Below are 20,027 nucleotides of genomic sequence, written 5' to 3'. Positions count from 1 at the left end.
GAGGAGAATTCCCGTGGGAGTGGCAGCCGCCAGGCGGGACCGCACGCACTATCTGTATCTGGCCGTGATCGCGGCCGTGGCGCTCGGCATCCTGGTGGGCTTCGCGGCCCCGGGTGTCGCCGTCGAGCTGAAGCCGATCGGTACCGGCTTCGTGAACCTGATCAAGATGATGATCTCGCCGATCATCTTCTGCACGATCGTGCTGGGCGTCGGCTCGGTCCGCAAGGCCGCCAAGGTCGGCGCGGTCGGCGGCCTCGCCCTCGGCTACTTCCTGGTGATGTCGACCGTCGCGCTCGGCATCGGCCTGCTCGTCGGCAACCTCCTGGAGCCCGGCCAGGGCCTCCACCTCACCGAGGCCGTGCGCGCCGCGGGCGAGAAGCAGGCGGCCGGGGCGAGCGAGTCCACCGCCGACTTCCTGCTCGGCATCATCCCGACCACGATCGTCTCCGCCTTCACCCAGGGCGAGGTCCTCCAGACCCTGCTGGTCGCCCTGCTCGCGGGCTTCGCGCTCCAGGCCATGGGCACGGCCGGTGAGCCGGTGCTGCGCGGCATCGGCCACATCCAGCGCCTGGTCTTCCGCATCCTCGCCATGATCATGTGGGCGGCCCCGGTCGGCGCCTTCGGCGCGATGGCCGCGGTGGTCGGCGAGACCGGTGTCGACGCGCTGAAGTCCCTCGCCATCATCATGGTGGGCTTCTACCTCACCTGTGCGATCTTCGTCTTCGTGGTGCTCGGCACCATCCTGCGGCTGGTCGCCGGGGTCAACCTGATCTCCCTGCTGAAGTACCTGGGCCGCGAGTTCCTGCTGATCCTCTCCACGTCCTCCTCCGAGTCCGCCCTGCCGCGGCTCATCGCGAAGATGGAGCACCTGGGAGTCAGCCGCCCGGTCGTCGGCATCACCGTGCCGACCGGCTACTCCTTCAACCTCGACGGCACCGCGATCTACCTCACGATGTCCTCGCTCTTCATCGCCAACGCGATGGGCGACCCGCTGAGCGCCGGTGAGCAGATCTCGCTGCTGCTCTTCATGATCGTCGCCTCGAAGGGCGCCGCCGGGGTCACCGGCGCGGGCCTGGCCACCCTCGCGGGCGGCCTCCAGTCGCACCGCCCCGGCCTGGTCGACGGCGTCGGCCTGATCGTCGGCATCGACCGCTTCATGAGCGAGGCCCGCGCCCTGACGAACTTCGCGGGCAACGCCGTGGCCACCGTCCTGGTCGGCACCTGGACCAAGGAGATCGACAAGGAGCGGGTGGACCAGGTCCTCTCCGGCGCCCTCCCCTGGAACGAGCAGATGCTCGCCCAGGAGGACGGGGCCGACGCCGCCGACGTACCGGCGCCCCGCGATGCCGAGGCCGCCACGGCCAAGGCGTAGCCGCCTCCCGGACCACGACGGCCGGGGCCGCCACGGACGCTTCCGTGCCGGCCCCGGCCGCTGTCGTTTGCCTTGACGCCGACGTCAAGGTCTACCGTTCACGACATGCGAATCGGGGAACTCGCCGAACGGGCCGGTACGACCACGCGGACGCTGCGCTACTACGAGTCGCGCGGGCTGCTGCCCGCGCGCCGCGCCGGCAACGGCTACCGCGACTACGGGGAGGACGACCTCAGGCTCGTCCAGCAGATCCGGACCCTCCAGGACTTCGGGTTCGGGCTGGAGGAGACCCGGCCGTTCGTCGAGTGCCTGCGCGCCGGCCACCCGGCCGGTGACGCCTGCCCCGCCTCGCTCGCCGTCTACCGCAGCAAGCTCGGCGAACTGGACGCGCTGATCGAGCAGCTCCGCACCGTCCGAGACCAGGTGGGCGCGCAGCTCGCCCGCGCCGAGCTGGAAGCCTCCGCCGAGCTGCCCGGCGGACCGGAACCCCGTTGTGAACTTGGAGGATGACAGATGATCCACACCGCACAGGGCGTCGCGGAGGTCACCGACGCCACATTCGAGGAGCGGGTGCTCGCGGCCGGGCTCCCCGTCCTGGTGGAGTTCACCGCCGACTGGTGCGGCCCGTGCCGCCAGTTGGCCCCGGTGCTCTCGGCCGTCGCCGCCGAACTGGCCGGGCGGATGGAGATCGTCCAGCTCGACATCGACACCAGCCCCGCCACCGCCGCCCGGTACGCCGTCCTGTCGGCGCCCACCTTGATCGTCTTCCGCGACGGCGAACCCGTACAGCAGATGGTCGGCGCCCGCCCCCGGCGCAAGCTCCTGACGGAACTGGAGCAGGTGCTCGACGGGGCGGGCTGAGCGGGACCGTCACCGCGGACCGGGCCGCTTCCCGGCCCGGTCCCGCCCCCCCGTGATCCGCCCGCGCCCGCGGTCGTCAGCCGCCCTCCTCCCCGTCGGCGAGACGGCGACGCCACCACAGGTCGGAGCGCCACTGCCGATGACGGGCGAAGGGATCGGGCAGGGTACGCCGGAGGTAACCGGCGTCCAGGGACGCCACGCGGTGTCCCAGCTCCACCCGGGGGCGGTCCGGCAGTCTCCGCAGGACCAGTTCGAGCACATCGCGTGCGTGGCGCACGTCGTCGAAGGAACACCCGGCACACGAGCACCGCGCGTATCGCGGGTAGAGAGCGCCGCGTCCCGGCCGTGCCAGGAACGCCCGGTACCGTCGCAACGCGTGTTCCGTGGCACCGGGGTAGACGTAGTACTCGTCGGAAGCCCACTCCACCCGGTGGATCGCGAGGCTGGTGCGGGCCGAGAACCCGGTGAGCCGGTCCGGGGACAGCTCCTCCCAGACGCGAGGGCCACATCGTTGGGCACGCAACGTGCCCGGCCGTCTACGCGGCATCGGCCTTTCGGTATACGGTCATGAAGGTCATCATGCCAGCCTCCCCGTCCCTGCCGGAACGGTGCGACAGGAGCTGCTGACGACGCCGGAACGAGAGCCTGGTGCCTCGCGCGGGGGCGGTGCCCGGTGGTGTCACGGAGCGGCTTCGCCGCGCGGCAGTCCGCTCGGCAGACCTTCGACCGAGGAGTACCTTGTCGAGTTCGAGCTTCCCACCGGTACGGGCACTGGGGCGCGGGGCGGGCTGGTACCGCGGGGACTGCCATGTCCACTCCGTCCACTCGGACGGAGAGCTCACGCCCGAGGAGTTGGTACTGCGGGCCCGGACCGCCGGGCTCGACTTCATCGCGACGACGGAGCACAACGCTGCCGCGGCCCCCGATGTCTGGGCGCACCTGGCTGCCGACGACTTCCTGATCGTGCTGGGCGAGGAAGTGACCACGAGGACCGGGCACTGGCTTGCGCTCGGTACCGGCCCCGGTCACGTCGTCGACTGGAACCACCAGGTCAGGGACGGGCGGATCGACCGGTGCCTGGATCAGGTCCATCGAATGGGGGGCCTGTGCGTGGCCGCGCATCCCCACGCGCCCTACCCGTCGGGCGACTTCATGTTCTCCTTCCGGGGTTTCGACGTGGTGGAGGTGTGGAACGGGCTGTGGACTTCGGACCGGCCCTGGAACGCCGACAACGAGGCCGCCCTGGCCGAGTGGGGGCGGAGCCTCGCCGCGGACGTCCGGACGGGTTCCTGGCGGCCGGCGATGGGCAACAGCGACACACACCTGGAGGGGCAGATGGGCACCCCGCACACCGTGGTCCTCTCCGAGGAGCTGAGTACCCGGGCGATCCTCGCCGGGATCGGCTCGGGCCGCAGCTGGATCGCCGAGTCGGCGGAGGTGGACGTGTCGTTCACCGCCCGTGCCGATGGCCGTGTCGCCGGGGTGGGCGAACAGCTCGCGACTCACGGCGGGCGCGTCGAAGTGCGGGCGGCAGTACGTGGCGTACCGGCGGCGGACATCAGCTTCCACACCGATGGCGGGAAGGTCCACCGCGCGTCGCTTCCCGGTGACGGGGCAGGCGCGGTGCGGTGGCACACGACGGCGGAGGAATCGATGTTCGTCCGCATCGAGGTCCGCCATCCCCACGGCCACATCGCCGCACTCACCAACCCGATCGTCCTGATCTGACCGGTCGCCCGCACGGGATGTGCGCGGACGGCAACGGCGGTCGACGAAGACTGCCCGCTTCCGGCAGTGCATTTCGCAGCGCTCAACGGCGAGAATCCTGACGTTCTCAACAAGACCATGGAGGCCCACCCGTGAGACAGCACCGCGCAAGCCTGCTCGTCGTAGCCGCAGCTCTGACACCGGCCCTTCTCTTCACCACCCCGGCGTTCGCCGCCGGTTCGACGGCCGCGCCCGCGGCCACGTCGACGATCGCGGCGACGTCCGACAAGCCGGTGGACGAGATGTCGGAGGACGAACTGCGCGCCGCGATCGCCGCCATCCTGGTGGACGAGAAGAGCGGCAAGGGGGTCGTCCGAGAGGCCAATGAGGCCCTCAACGGCACCGTGGACGACATGCGTGCCTTCTTGAAGACGGGTTACCGGCTGGCGCAGGCCGAGGACGACCGGGTCGCCATCCTCACCATTCTCAACGGGGCGCAGAAGAACGGTGACAAGCGGGTCATCTCCGAGATCAACGGCCTGCTCGACCGCGACTCCCCGGAGGAGATGCGCGCTTGGCTGGAGACGGGGTATCGCCTCGCCCAGGCCGAGGACGACCGGGTCGCGATCTTCACCATTCTCAACGGGGCGCAGAAGAACGGTGACAAGCGGGTCATCTCCGAGATCAACGGCCTGCTCGACCGTAACTCCCCGGAGGAGATGCGCGCTTGGCTGGAGACGGGATACCGGCTCGCCCAGGCCGAGGACGACCGGGTCGCCATCGTCACCATTCTCGCCGGGGCGCAGAAGAACGGTGACAAGGCGCTCATCGCGGAGATCAACGGGCTTCTCGACCGCGACTCCCCCGAGGAGATGCGTGCGTGGTTGGTGGCCTTCAGGTCGGCCTGACCCGACTGGTTCCAGCCCGGAGACGTCGGCCCGCCGGATCGGGGCAGCCGCACGTCGGCCCGCTCCGGCGTGACGGCCGCTTCGCCGGGCTGGAGCGCTGGGGCGGATCACCGTCCGCCGGCGGTGAACACCGCCCCGGTCGGGCTCGGCGTTCACTACCGTCCCGTTCCATGACCACAGTCACCACGCGTACGGTCACGTACCCGGCCGACGGCCTGACCATGGTCGGCCACCTCGCGCTCCCCGCCGGTGCCGGGCGCCGGCCCGCGGTCCTGATCGGACCCGAGGGGATGGGGCTCAGCGATGTCGAGCGGCGACGGGCCGACGCCCTGGCCGAGTCCGGGTACGTGGCGTTGGCCTTCGACCTCCACGGCGGGCGCTATTTCGAGGACCCGCAGGACATGCTGGCCCGTTGCCTGCCGCTGCTCGCCGATCCCGACCGGATGCGCGGAATCGGGCACGCCGCGCTCGACGTACTGCGTGCCGAACCACGGGCCGACCCCGAGCGGACCGCCGCGATCGGCTACGGCACCGGGGGCGCGGTCGCACTGGAACTCGGTCGCGACGGCGTCGACCTGCGCGCGATCGGGACGGTCAACGGCCTGATCACGGGCCGACCGGGCGAGGCGGCCCGCATTCGCTGCCCGGTGTGGGCCGGGGTCGGGTCGGAGGACCCGATCATGCCGCCCGCGCAGCGGGAGGCGTTCACCGCCGAGATGCGGGCCGCGGGCGTCGACTGGCGCCTCACGGTCTACGGCGGAGCCCTGCACGCCTTCCATCACCCACCGGTCGACCACGCCACGCCTCCAGGCGTCGGCCACCACCCCCGGCACGCGCAGCGGGCCTGGCGCGACATCGTCGACCTGCTGGCCGAGTGTCTGCCCGTATCGGAGTGATCATGGGTCAGCTCCTGACACCCACTGCGGTCGATTGTCCGCCCACCGGCCTCGGCCTCGGTCGGAGACGAGATCCGGATCTCGCCCGCGCGGGCAATCGGGACACCCTGCGAAGACGAGGGGTATGCCGACACAGTGCATTCCATGGCTCGGCCAGCCGGCAGACCACACCGCTGCCCGCCACTGCGTGAGCGGGACATCCCACGCCCACGCAGCGGCCTCGCGACAGGGGTTATCCCAGGTCGCCGTTCCGAAGTGCGGTGACCAGTCCGCCGAGTGCGGTGTAGGAGAGCAGCAGCGCCGGGCCGTTGGGGTTCTTGCTGTCCCGGACGGCGACGCGCCGTTCGTCGGCGCTCACGATGCCGCACTCGACGCACTGGGCCCCGGTGTCGGAGCGGGACGACTTCCACCAAGCCACGGGGAGGGTGGACGCGTCATCGACATGGTTCATAGCAACTTCCTTATCTTCGTGATCAGTTCCGCCGATGCTTCGACCGACTCCGCAGCGGAGGCTAGCCTCCGTGCGGCTTCGCGGTACATGGACACCTGGTCACGCTGCTCGACGTAGACGGCGGACGTGAGGTTCTCAGTGTGGACGACGTCGAGGTCCGCGTGATCACCGAACGACAGGATGTTGAACGAGCCGAGTTGGCCCACGTGGAACGGGGCGTCGGACCTCAATACCTGGATGTTCACGTTGGGACGCTTCCCCATGGTCAGCAGACGCGCGAGCTGCTCGTCCATGACGCTCTCGTCCACGCCCTTCGTCCGCAGGGCCCCTTCCGCGATCACCGCCCACAGCGCGAGAGGCTCGTCCCGGGTGAGCACCGCCTGTCGGGCGAGCCGTACTTCGACCAGTGCGTCCACTCTCGCTTCGACCGCTTCGGACATCGCGGTGGCGCTGATGATGGCCCGTGCGTACTCAGACGTGTGGAGCAACCCGGGTACGGCGCCGAGCTGCCAGGTCATGACTGCGGTCGCCTCGGCCTCAAGGCTGATGAGGTCCTCGTGGACGGGGGTGAGGACTCCGCGGTAGGAGTGCCACCATCCCCGCTGGGAGCCCTCCTTGGTCAAGGTCAGCAGGGCCGCGCGCAGTTCATCGTCGATGTCTCGGCCGAGCTTCACGTAGAGGTCGAGGAGAAGTCCGATGTCTGCCTGCTTGGCGGCGCTCTTGGCTGTCTCCAGCCGCGACAACTTGGAGAGCGTGAAAACACCGCCCGACTTGTCCGCGACCTCTTCGAGATTCATCTCGCCCCGCAGTGCGCGGAGTTTCGCGCCGAGTCTGCGTCGGCGCACGGTGGGCGCGCTCACTGGTCCCTCCCTGATCGTGCTCGGCAACCAGTCTGCCGCGCCGACGCCGGGGCTGTCACATGGCGTACCGCATCACTCACCACTGCTGCATCTATCGTGCAAATTCTCAATTCACCCTTACGAGGCTTGCACTGTCTAGCTCGATGCGAGCAAGCTGCTTCGCAGAGCTCACCTATCTCCGCGACAGCGCCGCCCCGAGGGGAGGGCTGTCCGAACTCGTAAGGGGAAGGTCATGAAGGAAGCGAGCACCACTCACCGCGCAGCGAGCGAAAGTCGGTTACTGGAGCCACCACCCCCGCAACTCGTCCTGGACGGCATCAGCAGTTCGGTGCGGAGGGCGCGTGCCTACGCACATCAGTTCATGAACCACCACCGGCCCGACGCGGAGCCAGGCCATGTGGACGATGTCCTACTGGTCGTCTCGGAGTTGGTCACGAACGCCGTTCGCTATGGGACGGAACCCGGCGACTTCGTACTCCTCACGCTCGACGCCGATGCCACGCGTACGCGGGTCGAGGTGCACGACACAGTGCGGCGGCGGCCGCGTCGGAGATCGGGGAACGTCTCACGTGAGTGTGAGCGTGGGCGTGGGCTGCTCATCGTGCAGGCCCTGGCCACCTGGGGGCTGGGGGAGCGGCCGATGGGGAAATTCGTATGGGCCGAGGTGAAGGCCGCGCGGCCCGGGGGCGGTACAAGCTCCGGTAGGTGACGGGGAGCGTTTGGAACGGCTCCTGGGGTGATTCGGACCCCAGGAGCCGTCATGCGTGACTCTATCCGCCGGGCCCGGTGTGCCGGAGATGATCGGCTCTTGGCGCGGACCGGCCTTCTGGGATTGGCCCCTCCTGGTGACCGGTGCCTTACTGATCGTTTCAGAATGACGCGCTTGGTCAGACGGATGTGTGCTGCGAAGATGCGACCTCGACCAAACGCTGGAGGACGGGGGCACCAGATGACGCAGTGGCGGCTCTTGCGAGGAGATGTCCTGGTCGGTGAGCTCAGTGAGTACGGTTGTGATCAGCCGTTCTTCCTGGCGCGTTTCACCCCAGGTCCGGGCTGGGAGGGCGTGAGGTCGTTGTTCGATGCCTGGGCGGCCTTCAGAGGCCCGGATCCGGATGGGGCCAGGCTAGTCGCCCTGGCCAAGCCGTTGCAGGACTTGGAGCTCACCCTGGCTCTGGTTGACGGTCGGCAGCCTCCGTTGCAATTCTTCAAGAACTGCATGGTGCGTATCAATGGGTCCGAGGCTCGCCTCCGCTACTGATCTCGCGTCTGGGTTCGCTGGAGCCGACGGAGGCGTATCAGGCTGCAGGCCAGTTCGAGCAGCCCGTGGTGGAGATCGGCGCGTCGTTCGGGAGCGGGTGGCAACAACGGGGCCACCCGCTCCCACAAGTCGTCCGGAACAAGATCAGCACGCACCCGGACACCTTGCCGACCAAGATCGTCAAGTGCAAGAGCCAGCGACATCTCATCGCGATTCGAGCGCAGGGCCTGGCGTCGTTCGCCAGATCGAGCGCTCAGCCTGAGGCACCCTCCAGCGGAAGGTGGTCCCGGAAGTACTGCGAATCCAACCACTCCTCCTTCACGAAGAGCGGACGTGTCAGGCGCGCTGTCCCGACCTGCTGCGAGCGCAGAAGAACCCCGAGATCAGTCAGGGAAAGCGAGTCATCGGGTGTGTAGAGCACCCAGTTCCCATGCTCCGCAGCGTGGTCCAGCAGGAACTGCTGGCCCTGCTCCGGATCGCTTCCCGCCAGCGGGAAGTCGGACAGGAAGACCTGCGGACCGGTGACCGCATCCAGCGCGACGCAGGCGAGCTTGCCCGCGTCGTAGAACGCTTTCACCCCATCCGGGAAGTCCTCCTGCGCATAGGGACCACCAACCCGTTCCTGCGGTCCAGAGACCAGAAGCGCCTGGGCGACGTCGGCTGGAGACATCCCGAACTGCAACGGACCCGCACCGACTCCCGAACGCAGCTCCCAGCACTCCCGCTCCGCATCCGCGCCCATCCACCCACTCCTACGTCCGACCGGTCCGAAATCTGCTTCTGTTGCTCAGGCCGCATGCACAAGGCCATGGGCCAAGGTGTCAACTCAGCTGCACAAGTGCCAACGGGGCTGCTGCTCTCAGCCGGAGTCATTCTGAAACGATCAGTTAGACAGGCTCCTCGTCCTGGCCCTGCCCGACAACCGGTGGCTGCCCTCCCCCGCCCGGCGCGCCGCGCTCGTGGCCCTCATGTCCGTGGCCCTCAGCTGCGTATGCCTCTTCTTCCCGCAGCACTGGCCCGGCTGGGGCTTCCTGGAGATGACGGCGCTGCTGGCCCTGGTCATCCGGGTCCTCGCCCAGGTCCGTCCCGCACGGAGCGTGGGCTGGACCGCCGCCGCCCTCGTCGTCGCGCTGCTCGTCATGCCGCTGCGCGACGGGAACCCGGACACCGCCGTGGGCGCCGTCTACATGATCACTGTCGCCCTGACCGCCTGCGTGATCCTCGGCACCGCGCTCCGCGCCCAGGAGGTCCGTCGGCGGCGCGCCGTGCAGGACGTCCGCCAGGCCGAACGGCTCGCGCTCGCCCGCGACCTGCACGACCTGGTCGCCCATCACATGACCGGCATCATCGTCCAGGCCAACGCGGCCCGCACCATCCACGCCGCCGCCCCCGACAAGGTCGAACCGATCCTGGAGGCGATCGCCCTCGCCGGAACCGAGACCCTGGAGTCCATGCGCCGACTGGTCCGGGTCCTGCGCGAGGAGAACCACACCCCCCTGCGCCCCGGTGACCTGCTGGCCGAACTCGGCGACCTGACCGCGGAGTTCACCCGTCGCGACCCCGGCGGGCCGCCGCTCCGGCTGGAGTTCACCGCCGCCGCCCGCAGCACCCGCTTCAGTCCCGAGGTCGAGACCTCCGTCTACCGGGTCGTGCAGGAAGCCCTCACCAACATCCGCCGCCACGCCCCCGGTGAACGCGCCACCGTCCACCTGGACGCCGTCGCCGACTGGCTGTACGTCACGGTCACCAACACCGTCCCGCGCCACCAGCCGGCCCGCCCGGCCGGGGGCCAGGGCGGCCTGGGCCTCGTCGGTCTGCGGGAACGCGTCGAAGCCCTGGACGGCACGTTCCGGGCCGGGCCCAGCGGCACCGGGCACTGGCAGGTCTCCGCCGCACTGCCCCGCCACCCCCAGCCCGGCACGTGAACCCGGGGCACCGGCATCCGCGGCCCCTGGTCACGGCCGCGACGTGACCACGCCGTGCTCCCACGCCCAGGCCGCCGCCTCGACCCGGTTCCGTACACCGAGCTTGGCCTGGATGCGGCCCAGATACGTCTTCACCGACGACAGGGACAGGAACAGCTCGTCGCAGATCTCCTGGTTGGTGCGGCCGACCGCGACGAGCCGCACGATCTCCACCTCCCGGCTGCTCAGCCCCGCCGTCTTTGCCCCTGCCCGGCCGCCGCCCGCCTCCGGTCCGGCGCCGAGCTGACGCAGCAGGCGCACCGTCACCGCCGACGACACGAGCGCGTCACCACGTGCGGCGGCCCGTACCGCCTCCACCAGCAGCGCGGGTGTGGCGTCCTTGAGCAGGAAGCCGCACGCGCCGAACCGCAGGGCGTCGCGCACGTAGTCGTCCTGGTCGAACGTCGTGATCACCACGACGTTCATCCGGGGATCGGCGTCCGGGCCCGCCAGCACACGGGTGACCTCCAGGCCGTCCAGGCGCGGCATCCGGACATCGACCAGCACCACGTCCGGGCGCAGCCGCCGCGCCAGCTCGACGCACTCGGCGCCGTCGCTGGCCGTGCCCACCACCCGGATTCCGGGCTGGGCGTCCAGAATCATCTCGAATCCGGTGCGCACCAGCTCCTGGTCGTCCGCGATCACCACATCGATCAAGCCCTCAGCCACAGCCGGTTCTCCTCACAGCGCCCTATTCCTCCCGGGTTCCCCACAGTTTCCTCCCGGGCGCCTTCCGGCGGACGCGGGGCCTGGAGGGGAATCGTGCGCAACGGCCCAACCGACGGGTACGGACGCACTAAAGTGACCGGCGCCATTACTCCGCGCAATCCGATGATCGCACAGGGGGAACAGTCATGACCTCACGCGCAAGAGGCGCCTTACCCAGGGCGCTGGCCGCTCTCGTGGCCGCGCTGGCCGTCGTACTCGGGCTGACCGCGCAGACCGGGACGGCACGGGCGGCCGAGACGTCCGGGCTCGCCGGACTGACGTTCAGCTCCGCCGGCAACAACCGCAACCTGGACGTGCAGAACGGCAACACCGGCGACGGCGTCTACGTCGTCACCAATTCCGCGCCCGGCTACCACCAGCAGTGGACCGCCAGCAAGCAGGCCGACGGCTCGTTCACCCTGGCCAACGACTTCACCGGGAAGTGCGTGGCGACCGGGCTGCCGCTGCGGCAGCAGTCCTGTTCCGGCGCCGCCGCGCAGCGGTGGTACTTCCAGCCCGTCACCGGCGCGGCCAACACCTTCATGATCCGCAACGCCGGTAACAACAGCTGCATCGACATCGTGCTGAACGCCCAGTACGACGACGCGTGGACCCAGACCTACGGCTGCAACGGCTCCGCCGCCCAGCAGTGGCGGATTCCGGCCGCCTCCTCGGGCGACGCGATGGCCGCCGCCGTGGAGTACGCCTCCAAGCGCTGCCAGCAGGACGCGAGCAGCTGCTCCTGGACGAAGGGGACCCAGGCCCCGGCCGAGCCGCTGCCCGTCGAGTGCGTCTCGCCCGTCTGGTACAACGGCACGGGCGCGCCGGTGCCGTGGACGTTCACGCTGACCACCACCAGCGGATGGTCCAGCACGCTCGGGGTGTCCTTCACGTCGACTCTGGGCACGGGGGCGGCGAGCCCCGTCCAGACGAGCGTCTCCCTCACCATCTCCGGCAGCGTGACGTACGACCTGAGCCAGACGCTGGGCAACAGCCTGACCATCACCGTCCCGCAGCAGCAGTACGGCTGGGTCGCGCTGTCGAAGCTCGCCACCAAGGTCACCGGTGACTGGACCTTCGACGCCAACGGCTACCCGTGGAAGGCGCACGACACCGTCACCGTCCCGCTGGTCAGCGACGACCAGGGCCACGCCAGCGTCTACCTGGCGAAGACCGCGCCCGCGTTCACCACCTGCGGCGGCTGAGTCAGACCGGACGCAGCCACACCGTCGCCAGCGGCGGGAGCGCCAGCGCGATGCTGGTGCTCCTGCCGTGGGCCGGGACCGGCTCGGGCTTCAGCGGGCCGGACGTGCCGACGCCGCCACCGCCGTACCGGGCCGCATCGGTGTTGAGCACCTCGGCCCAGGCCACCCGGTCCCCGGACACCTCCGGCACGCCCAGGCGGTAGTCCTCCCGCACCACCGGGGAGAAGTTGCTGACCGCCAGCAGCGGCGAGCCGTGCCGGTCGAAGCGGAGGAAGGCGAAGACGTTGTCCTCGGCCGCCCCGCCGTCCACCCAGGCGAACCCTTCCGGGACGGTGTCGAGCTGCCAGAGCGCGGGCGTCTCCCCGTACACCCGGTTCAGGTCGCCGACCAGGGCGCGCACCCCCCGGTGGTCGCTCTGTGCCGCGTACGAGGGGTCGAGCAGCCACCAGTCCGGGCCGTGCCCCTCCGACCACTCCGCGCCCTGGGCGAACTCCTGGCCCATGAAGAGGAGTTGCTTGCCCGGGTGGGCCCACATGAAACCGAGGTAGGCACGGTGGTTGGCGCGCTGCTGCCACCAGTCGCCGGGCATCTTGGAGACCAGCGCCCGCTTGCCGTGCACCACCTCGTCGTGCGAGATCGGCAGGACGTAGTTCTCGCTGTACGCGTACACCATCGAGAACGTCATCTCGTCGTGGTGGTACTTGCGGTGCACCGGCTCCTTCGTCATGTACTCCAGGGAGTCGTGCATCCAGCCCATGTTCCACTTCAGGCCGAAGCCGAGCCCGCCCAGGTCCGTGGCGCGGGTGACACCGTCCCAGGCGGTGGACTCCTCCGCGATGGTCGCCACCCCCGGACTGCGCCGGTAGACGGTGGCGTTCATCTCCTGGAGGAAGGAGACCGCGTCCGGGTTCTCCCGGCCGCCGTGCTCGTTCGGCGTCCACTGGCCGTCCTCGCGCGAGTAGTCGAGATACAGCATCGAGGCGACGGCGTCCACCCGCAGCCCGTCGACATGGAACTCCTCGCACCAGTAAGTCGCGTTGGAGACGAGGAAGTTGCGCACCTCGCGGCGGCCGTAGTCGAACTCCAGCGTGCCCCAGTCGGGATGCGCCGCCCGCGCCGGGTCGGGGTGCTCGTACAGCGGCCGGCCGTCGAACTCGGCCAGCGCCCACTCGTCGCGCGGGAAGTGCGCGGGCACCCAGTCGACGATCACGCCGATCCCGGCCCGGTGCAGCGAGTCGACCAGGAAGCGGAAGTCGTCGGGGGAGCCGAGGCGGGAGGTCGGGGCGTAGAAACCGGTGACCTGGTAGCCCCAGGAGCCGCCGAACGGATGCTCCGCGACCGGCATCAGCTCCACATGGGTGAAGCCCAGGGCCCGCACGTACGCCGGGAGCTGCGCGGCCAGCTGGCGGTAGCCGAGCCCCGGCCGCCAGGACGGCAGATGCACCTCGTACACCGACATCGGCGCCTCGTGCGCCGGTACGTCGCCCCGGTGGGCCATCCACTCCTGGTCCCGCCAGACGTGGTGCGAGGCCGTCACGACCGAGGCGTTGGCGGGCGGCACCTCGGTCCGCCGGGCCATCGGGTCGGCGCGCAGCGTGTGCGAACCGTCCGGGCGGCAGACGTCGAACTTGTAGAGCGCCCCGTCCCCGACCCCGGGCAGGAACAGCTCCCACACCCCGGTCGAGCCGAGCGAACGCATCGGGTACGCGGTGCCGTCCCAGTGGTTGAAGTCCCCTGCCACCCGCACCCCGCGCGCGTTCGGCGCCCACACGGTGAACCGGGTGCCCGCCACCCCCTGGTGCTCCATGGGCCGGGCCCCGAGCGCGGTCCACAGCTCCTCGTGCCGGCCTTCGCCGATCAGATGCAGATCCAGCTCGCCGAGCGCGGGCAGGAAGCGGTACGGGTCGTCCGTCTCCACCTCGGCGTCCGGGTAGGCGACCAGCAGCCGGTACTCCGGCGGGGCGGCCACCGGAAGCAGGACGGAGAAGAAGCCGTCGCCGTCGTCGCGCAGCGGCGTCCGCGCCCCGTCCGCGAGCACCGTCACCGACCGGGCGTACGGGCGCAGCACCCGCAGCTCCACCCCGCCCCGCACCGGATGGGCGCCGAGCAGGTCGTGCGGGGCGTGGTGCTCACCGGCGAGCAGCCGGGCGCGGTCGGCGCCGTCGAGGGAGCGTACGGCGCGCGGGCCACCCCGGCGGGGGCGCGCCGGCTCGGCCCGGGACGACCGGGCGGCGGGCCGGGAGGGAGCGGTGCCGGACGCCCCGGCGGCGGGCCGGGCGGACGCGGGGCGGGCGGGCTTGCGGGCGGCGGTCACGGGGGCGGGTCTCCTCGGCGGGTCGAGTCGGGTCGGGGCGAAACGGTCCTTCGGTCCTCGGCGGCCGGGGGGGCGTGGTGCGGGTCTCAGTCCTCGGCGGCGGCCAGGCGGTGGATCGCGGCCATCGGGACCGGCAGCCAGTCGGGCCGGTGCCGGGCCTCGTACAGCACCTCGTAGACCGCCTTGTCGGTCTCGTGGGCGCGCAGCAGCTCCGGTTCGCCGCGCGGGTCGGTGCCCGCGGTCTCGGCGTACCCCTCGCAGTAGGCGGTACGGCAGCGGGCCGCCCAGGCGTCGTTCCACGGGCGGTGCGAGCGGGCCGCGTAGTCGAAGGAGCGGAGCATCCCGGCGATGTCCCGGACCGGGAGCTGCGGGCGGCGGCGCTCGTGCAGCGGCCGGGCCGGTTCGCCCTCGAAGTCGATCAGCGACCAGAAGCCGTCGGCGGCGCGGAGGGTCTGGCCGAGATGGAGGTCGCCGTGGACCCGCTGGGCCGCCCAGCCCCGGCCCCGGTCGCCCAGCGCGGCCACCGCGTCGAAGGCGGTGCGCAGCCCGGGGACGTACGGGACGAGCGCCGGCACCGCCTGCGCGGCGGACTCCAGCCGGCGCACCATCGCGGCGGCCAGCCGCTCGGTCTGGTCCCGGTGCAGGGCGGGTGTCGGCAGGGCGGCGGCGAGCGCGGTGTGCACCTCGGCGGTGGCCCGGCCCAGGGCGCGGGCCTCGGCGGCGAAGTCCCGGCCCTCCGCGAGGGCGCGCAGCGCGAGCCCCCAGCCGTCCTCGGCGCCGCCCAGGAACGGCTGGAGCACGCCGAGGGTGAGCTGTCCGGGTGTGCGGGCCTCGAACCAGGCGACCGGGGCGGGCACCCGGCCGCACCCCTCCCGGGCCAGCGCCAGCGGCAGCTCCAGGTCGGGGTTGGTGCCCGGGAAGAGCCGCCGGAAGATCTTGAGGATGTAGGTGTCGCCGTAGACGAGCGAGGTGTTGGACTGCTCGGTCTCCAGCGGGCGGGGGGCGAGCCGGGCGGGGACGGCCGGGCCGCTCCCGTCGAAGCGCAGGTCGCCCAGGGTGCCGGGGGTACGGAATCGTTCCAGCAGCACTCCGGCCAGGTGCGGGTCGTGCAGCCCCTCGTAGACGGTGTGCCCGGCGAGCGGCCCCTCCCGCACCCGGCCGATGAGCGCGGGGGCGAGCCGGGTCGGCAGCACGGACCGCACCCCGAGGAGCAGTTGGTAGCAGTCGTCCGGCAAGTGCCCGGGGGCGGCCGGCTGGTGGACCCGGACCAGCAGATGGAGCAGCCCGGCGCCGGTCCCGGTGCCCACCGGCAGGATCTCGGTCGCCGACACCAGCGAGAAGCCGGTGACCGGCCGCCCCTTCCCGGCGAACCAGCGCTGCCGGGGCAGCCAGCCGTGCAGCAGCGGGGCGAGCGACGGGAGCAGACCGGTGCCGCGCGGCGTGGCGGCCCGTGTGGATACAGCCTCCGACATGGCGTCGAATCCTTTCCCCGGGCACACCACAGGATGCGGAGAGTGTCCTGGATTGCTGTGGTCGATGTCCTTCTGTGCGGAACGTGTCGGGGCGGGTTGGTCCGTACGGCCCGCCCGGTGCGGGCGGGCCGGTGTCCTCGGGATCAGCCCGCCGCCGCGTCCGCGTGCAGCCGGAACCAGTAGAAACCGTGCCCGGCCAGCGTCAGCAGGTACGGAAGCTGCCCGATCGCCGGGAACCGCACCCCGCCGATCAGCTCCACCGGACGGCGGCCGGTGAAGGAGCCGAGGTCCAGCTCGGTCGGCTGCGGGAACCGGGAGAAGTTGTGCACGCAGAGCACCAGGTCGTCGCCGTGCTCCCGGGTGAAGGCGAGCACCGCCGGGTTGGACGAGGGCAGTTCGTCGTAGGAGCCGAGGCCGAAGGCGGGGTTCTGCTTGCGGATCTCGATCATCCGCCGCGTCCAGTGCAGCAGCGAGGACGGCGACGACATCGACGCCTCCACGTTGGTGACCTGGTAGCCGTAGACCGGATCCATGATCGTCGGCAGGTAGAGGCGGCCGGGGTCGCTGGAGGAGAATCCGGCGTTGCGGTCGGGGGTCCACTGCATCGGGGTGCGGACGCCGTCCCGGTCGCCCAGCCAGATGTTGTCGCCCATCCCGATCTCGTCCCCGTAGTAGAGGATCGGGGAGCCGGGCAGCGACAGCAGCAGCGCGGTGAACAGCTCGATCTGGTTGCGGTCGTTGTCCAGCAGCGGGGCGAGCCGGCGCCGGATGCCGATGTTGGCCCGCATCCGCGGGTCCTTGGCGTACTCCGCGTACATGTAGTCGCGCTCTTCGTCCGTGACCATTTCGAGGGTGAGCTCGTCGTGGTTGCGCAGGAAGATGCCCCACTGGCAGTTCCCCGGGATCGCCGGGGTCTTGGCCAGCACTTCGGAGACGGGGTAGCGGCTCTCCCGCCGTACGGCCATGAAGATCCGCGGCATCACCGGGAAGTGGAACGCCATGTGGCACTCGTCGCCGCCCGCCTCGTAGTCGCCGAAGTAGTCGACGACGTCCTCCGGCCACTGGTTGGCCTCGGCGAGCAGCACGGTGTCCGGGTAGTGCGCGTCGATCTCCGCGCGGACCCGCTTGAGGAAGGAGTGGGTCTCGGGCAGGTTCTCGCAGTTGGTGCCCTCGCGCTGGTACAGGTAGGGCACGGCGTCCAGCCGGAAGCCGTCGATGCCGAGGTCCAGCCAGAAGCGGAGCGCGGAGACGATCTCCTCCTGCACCGCCGGGTTCTCGTAGTTGAGGTCCGGCTGGTGGGAGAAGAACCGGTGCCAGTAGTACTGGCCGCGCACCGGGTCGTAGGTCCAGTTGGACGTCTCGGTGTCGACGAAGATGATCCGGGCGTCCGGGAACTGCTTGTCGTCGTCGGCCCAGACGTAGTAGTCGCCGTACGGCCCGTCCGGGTCCTTGCGGGACTGCTGGAACCACTCGTGCTGGTCGCTCGTGTGGTTCATCACGAAGTCGATGATCACGCGCATCCCGCGCTGGTGCGCGGCGTCGACGAACTCCACGAAGTCGGCCAGGTCGCCGAATTCCGGCAGCACCGCCGTGTAGTCGGAGACGTCGTAACCGCCGTCGCGCAGCGGGGACTTGAAGAACGGCGGCAGCCAGAGGCAGTCGACGCCGAGCCACTGGAGGTAGTCCAGCTTGGCGGTGATGCCCTTGAGGTCGCCGATGCCGTCGCCGTTGGAGTCCTGGAAGGACCTGACGAGCACCTCGTAGAAGACGGCGCGCTTGAACCAGTCGGGATCGCGGTCCTTGGCGGGGGTGTCCTCGAACATGTCGGGGACGGGCTCATTGACGATCATGGTGTGGGTGACCCTCCGGTCGACGGAAACGGTCGCAGGACGACGATGTGCGCGGGCGTGACGTCTGGCTCCAGACGCACATAGAAGGTCCTGCCCCAGTGATAGGTGTCGCCGGTGAGCTCGTCGCGCACCGGCACGGACTCGTGCCGGTCGAGGCCGAGTCGCGGCATGTCCAACGAGACCGTGGCCTCGTGGGTGTGGTGCGGGTCGAGGTTGACGACCACCAGAACGGTGTTCGAACCCGAGCGTTTGCTGTACGCGATCACCGCCTCGTCGTCGGTGGGGTGGAAGTGGACGTCGCGGAGCTGCTGGAGCGCGGGGTTGCGGCGGCGGATCCGGTTGAGGGCGGTGATCAGCGGGGCCAGCGAACGGCCCTCGCGCTCCGCCGCCGCCCAGTCCCGGGGCCGGATCTCGTACTTCTCCGAGTCGAGGTACTCCTCGCAGTCGGGCCCGGCCGGGGTGTTCTCGCACAGTTCGAAGCCCGCGTACACGCCCCAGGACGGGGAGAGCGTCGCGGCCAGCACGGCCCGCGCCTCGAAGGCCGGCCGGCCGCCGGCCTGGAGGTGGCCGGGGAGGATGTCCGGTGTGTTCACGAAGAAGTTGGGCCGCATGTACGCGGCGGACTCGCCCGCCAGCTCCGTGACGTAGTCGGTGATCTCCTGCCGGGTCTCGCGCCAGGTGAAGTACGTGTACGACTGCTGGAAGCCGACCGCGGCGAGGGCCTTCATCATCGCCGGCCGGGTGAACGCCTCGGCGAGGAAGACCACGTCGGGATCGGTCCCGTTGATCTCCCCGATCACCCGCTCCCAGAAGACCACGGGTTTGGTGTGCGGGTTGTCGACCCGGAAGATCCGCACCCCGTGGCCCATCCAGAACCGCAGAACGCGCACCGACTCGGCGACCAGCCCGTCCATGTCCCGGTCGAAGGCGATCGGGTAGATGTCCTGGTACTTCTTCGGCGGGTTCTCGGCGTACGCGATCGACCCGTCCGCCCGGTGGTGGAACCACTCCGGATGCCGCTGGACCCAGGGGTGGTCGGGGGAGCACTGGAGCGCGAAGTCGAGCGCCACCTCCATCCGCAGCCCGTGGGCCACCGCCACGAAGTGGTCGAAGTCCTCCAGCGTGCCGAGGTCCGGGTGGACCGCGTCGTGGCCGCCCTCGGCGGAGCCGACCGCCCAGGGCACCCCCACGTCCTGCGGACCGGCCACCAGGCTGTTGTTGCGGCCCTTGCGGTGGGTGGTCCCGATCGGGTGCACGGGCGGCAGGTACACCACGTCGAAGCCCATCGCGGCGACCCCCGGAAGCCGCTCGGCGGCCGTGCGGAAGGTGCCGCTCACCACCCGGCCGGGCCGCCCGCCGCGCCCCGGCTCCACCCGGGCCCCCTCCGAGCGGGGGAACAGCTCGTACCAGGAGCCGAACAGTGCCCGGCGCCGCTCCACCACCAGCGGCAGCGGACCGGACGAGGAGACCGGTTCGCGCAGCGGGTACCGCTCCAGCGCGGCCCGCGCCTCGGGGACGAGCGCCGCCGCCAGCCGGGCGGCCGCCGGGCGGGAGGTGTCACGGAGCGCGTCGGCCGCCGCCAGCACCGCCTCCCGGCCGTCCCGCTTCGGCACCCCCTCGGCCGCCCGCTCGTACAGCTCGGCGCCCTCGGCCAGGACCAGCGCGGTGTCGAGGTCCGCCGGGATCTTGATCGCGGCGTGGCGCAGCCAGGTGGTGACCGGGTCGCCCCAGCCCTCCACCGCGTACGTCCAACGGCCCTCCGCCTCCGGGGTGACCTCGGCGCCCCACCGGTCGGTGCCGGGGGCCAGCTCCCGCATCGGGAGCCACGGGCCGGGCCGCCCGTCCGGCCCCACCAGCACCACATTGGCGGCCACCGCCTCATGGCCCTCGCGGAAGACCGTCGCGGTGATCAGGAAGGTCTCACCGACGACCGCCTTGGCGGGCCTTTGGCCGCAGTCGACGAGCGGGCGGACGTCGAGCACGGGGATGCGACCGATCAATGGACTCACCTGGGACAGGGCCTCGGGCCGGTGGTGGGGGCGTGGCGCGGTGGCGGAACGCGGGACACGCGCACCGCTGCCGACGGGTTTCGCTCCTTTCTAACCGCTTCGCGGCCGGTCGGCAGGGCGTGGCCGGGGCCGCACCCGTCCGCTTCACCCGACTGGCAGCCGCGGGCCCCGGCGCGGGAAGGGAAAACGGCG

General features: G+C 70.8%; 18 protein-coding genes. 9 read left to right on the top strand and 9 right to left on the bottom strand.

The window, feature by feature from the left end:
• Window positions 1–13 precede the first annotated feature (13 nt).
• The 3 genes from ACWC97_RS05125 (at window position 14) to trxA (ending at window position 2,233) form a co-directional block, all read left to right on the top strand.
• The gene (locus ACWC97_RS05125) at window positions 14–1,372 is read left to right on the top strand and encodes a cation:dicarboxylate symporter family transporter (protein ID WP_450647554.1); all 1,359 of its coding nucleotides are present in this window, start codon (window positions 14–16) and stop codon (window positions 1,370–1,372) included.
• 105 nt (window positions 1,373–1,477) lie between these two features.
• Entirely contained in the window at window positions 1,478–1,882 is a 405-nt protein-coding gene (locus tag ACWC97_RS05120; protein WP_352277267.1) for a MerR family transcriptional regulator, read from the top strand.
• A 3-nt stretch (window positions 1,883–1,885) separates the two neighbouring features.
• Window positions 1,886–2,233 (top strand): thioredoxin, encoded by a 348-nt coding sequence (gene trxA / locus ACWC97_RS05115; RefSeq protein WP_385215213.1) that lies wholly within the window; start codon window positions 1,886–1,888, stop codon window positions 2,231–2,233.
• A gap of 76 nt (window positions 2,234–2,309) precedes the next feature.
• Here trxA and ACWC97_RS05110 read toward each other — a convergent pair whose 3' ends face one another.
• Window positions 2,310–2,510 carry a hypothetical protein gene (locus tag ACWC97_RS05110; protein ID WP_450647552.1) on the bottom strand — a complete coding sequence of 67 codons (201 nt, stop codon included), beginning with the start codon at window positions 2,508–2,510 and terminating at the stop codon, window positions 2,310–2,312.
• A 461-nt stretch (window positions 2,511–2,971) separates the two neighbouring features.
• Here ACWC97_RS05110 and ACWC97_RS05105 point away from each other — a divergent pair, with 461 nt between their 5' ends.
• The 3 genes from ACWC97_RS05105 (at window position 2,972) to ACWC97_RS05095 (ending at window position 5,744) form a co-directional block, all read left to right on the top strand.
• Window positions 2,972–3,961 carry a CehA/McbA family metallohydrolase gene (locus tag ACWC97_RS05105; protein ID WP_450647550.1) on the top strand — a complete coding sequence of 330 codons (990 nt, stop codon included), beginning with the start codon at window positions 2,972–2,974 and terminating at the stop codon, window positions 3,959–3,961.
• A gap of 131 nt (window positions 3,962–4,092) precedes the next feature.
• Window positions 4,093–4,848 (top strand): ALF repeat-containing protein, encoded by a 756-nt coding sequence (locus tag ACWC97_RS05100; protein ID WP_352277272.1) that lies wholly within the window; start codon window positions 4,093–4,095, stop codon window positions 4,846–4,848.
• A gap of 170 nt (window positions 4,849–5,018) precedes the next feature.
• Window positions 5,019–5,744, top strand: a complete 726-nt coding sequence (locus ACWC97_RS05095; protein ID WP_450647548.1) for a dienelactone hydrolase family protein — start codon at window positions 5,019–5,021, stop codon at window positions 5,742–5,744.
• 232 nt (window positions 5,745–5,976) lie between these two features.
• On the opposite strand, the gene ACWC97_RS05090 is transcribed toward ACWC97_RS05095, so the two are convergent.
• Together ACWC97_RS05090 and ACWC97_RS05085 are read right to left on the bottom strand one after the other, a co-directional pair.
• The gene (locus ACWC97_RS05090) at window positions 5,977–6,195 is read right to left on the bottom strand and encodes a DUF397 domain-containing protein (protein WP_450647546.1); all 219 of its coding nucleotides are present in this window, start codon (window positions 6,193–6,195) and stop codon (window positions 5,977–5,979) included.
• A complete protein-coding gene (locus ACWC97_RS05085) occupies window positions 6,192–7,055 on the bottom strand; it encodes a DUF5753 domain-containing protein (protein ID WP_450647544.1) in 864 nt (287 codons plus the stop codon). The genes ACWC97_RS05090 and ACWC97_RS05085 overlap by 4 nt, the downstream gene beginning before the upstream one ends.
• 232 nt (window positions 7,056–7,287) lie before the next feature.
• On the opposite strand from ACWC97_RS05085, the gene ACWC97_RS05080 reads away from it, so the two are divergent.
• Window positions 7,288–7,764 (top strand): ATP-binding protein, encoded by a 477-nt coding sequence (locus ACWC97_RS05080; protein ID WP_450647542.1) that lies wholly within the window; start codon window positions 7,288–7,290, stop codon window positions 7,762–7,764.
• Window positions 7,765–8,566: 802 nt separating this feature from the next.
• Here the strand turns inward: ACWC97_RS05080 and ACWC97_RS05075 are convergent.
• Window positions 8,567–9,055, bottom strand: coding sequence for a hypothetical protein (locus tag ACWC97_RS05075; protein ID WP_450647540.1), 489 nt, complete (start codon window positions 9,053–9,055; stop codon window positions 8,567–8,569).
• A gap of 226 nt (window positions 9,056–9,281) precedes the next feature.
• Here ACWC97_RS05075 and ACWC97_RS05070 point away from each other — a divergent pair, with 226 nt between their 5' ends.
• Window positions 9,282–10,238: a sensor histidine kinase gene (locus ACWC97_RS05070; RefSeq protein ID WP_450647538.1), complete on the top strand. Its 957-nt coding sequence runs from the start codon at window positions 9,282–9,284 to the stop codon at window positions 10,236–10,238.
• 30 nt (window positions 10,239–10,268) lie between these two features.
• Here the strand turns inward: ACWC97_RS05070 and ACWC97_RS05065 are convergent, their stop codons facing one another.
• Window positions 10,269–10,946, bottom strand: a complete 678-nt coding sequence (locus tag ACWC97_RS05065) for a response regulator (protein WP_450647537.1) — start codon at window positions 10,944–10,946, stop codon at window positions 10,269–10,271.
• Between the two features lie 185 nt (window positions 10,947–11,131).
• On the opposite strand from ACWC97_RS05065, the gene ACWC97_RS05060 reads away from it, so the two are divergent.
• Window positions 11,132–12,190: an RICIN domain-containing protein gene (locus ACWC97_RS05060; protein ID WP_450647535.1), complete on the top strand. Its 1,059-nt coding sequence runs from the start codon at window positions 11,132–11,134 to the stop codon at window positions 12,188–12,190.
• Window position 12,191: 1 nt separating this feature from the next.
• Here ACWC97_RS05060 and glgB read toward each other — a convergent pair whose 3' ends face one another.
• From glgB to ACWC97_RS05040, 4 genes are all read right to left on the bottom strand, one after another.
• A complete protein-coding gene (glgB, locus tag ACWC97_RS05055; RefSeq protein WP_450647533.1) occupies window positions 12,192–14,504 on the bottom strand; it encodes a 1,4-alpha-glucan branching enzyme in 2,313 nt (770 codons plus the stop codon).
• A gap of 86 nt (window positions 14,505–14,590) precedes the next feature.
• The gene (locus ACWC97_RS05050) at window positions 14,591–15,976 is read right to left on the bottom strand and encodes a maltokinase N-terminal cap-like domain-containing protein (RefSeq protein WP_392280767.1); all 1,386 of its coding nucleotides are present in this window, start codon (window positions 15,974–15,976) and stop codon (window positions 14,591–14,593) included.
• Window positions 15,977–16,119: 143 nt separating this feature from the next.
• Complete coding sequence (gene treS / locus ACWC97_RS05045) at window positions 16,120–17,826, bottom strand: maltose alpha-D-glucosyltransferase (RefSeq protein ID WP_352277282.1); 1,707 nt, start codon at window positions 17,824–17,826, stop codon at window positions 16,120–16,122.
• The gene (locus ACWC97_RS05040; RefSeq protein ID WP_450647530.1) at window positions 17,823–19,826 is read right to left on the bottom strand and encodes an alpha-1,4-glucan--maltose-1-phosphate maltosyltransferase; all 2,004 of its coding nucleotides are present in this window, start codon (window positions 19,824–19,826) and stop codon (window positions 17,823–17,825) included. Before ACWC97_RS05040 ends, treS begins: the two co-directional genes overlap by 4 nt.
• Between the last annotated feature and the right edge of the window lie 201 nt (window positions 19,827–20,027).

This window comes from Streptomyces sp. NPDC001108 (assembly GCF_053598535.1).
The sequence above is the reverse complement of the archived record's forward strand: the minus strand, read 5'-3'. Positions and strand labels throughout refer to the sequence as shown.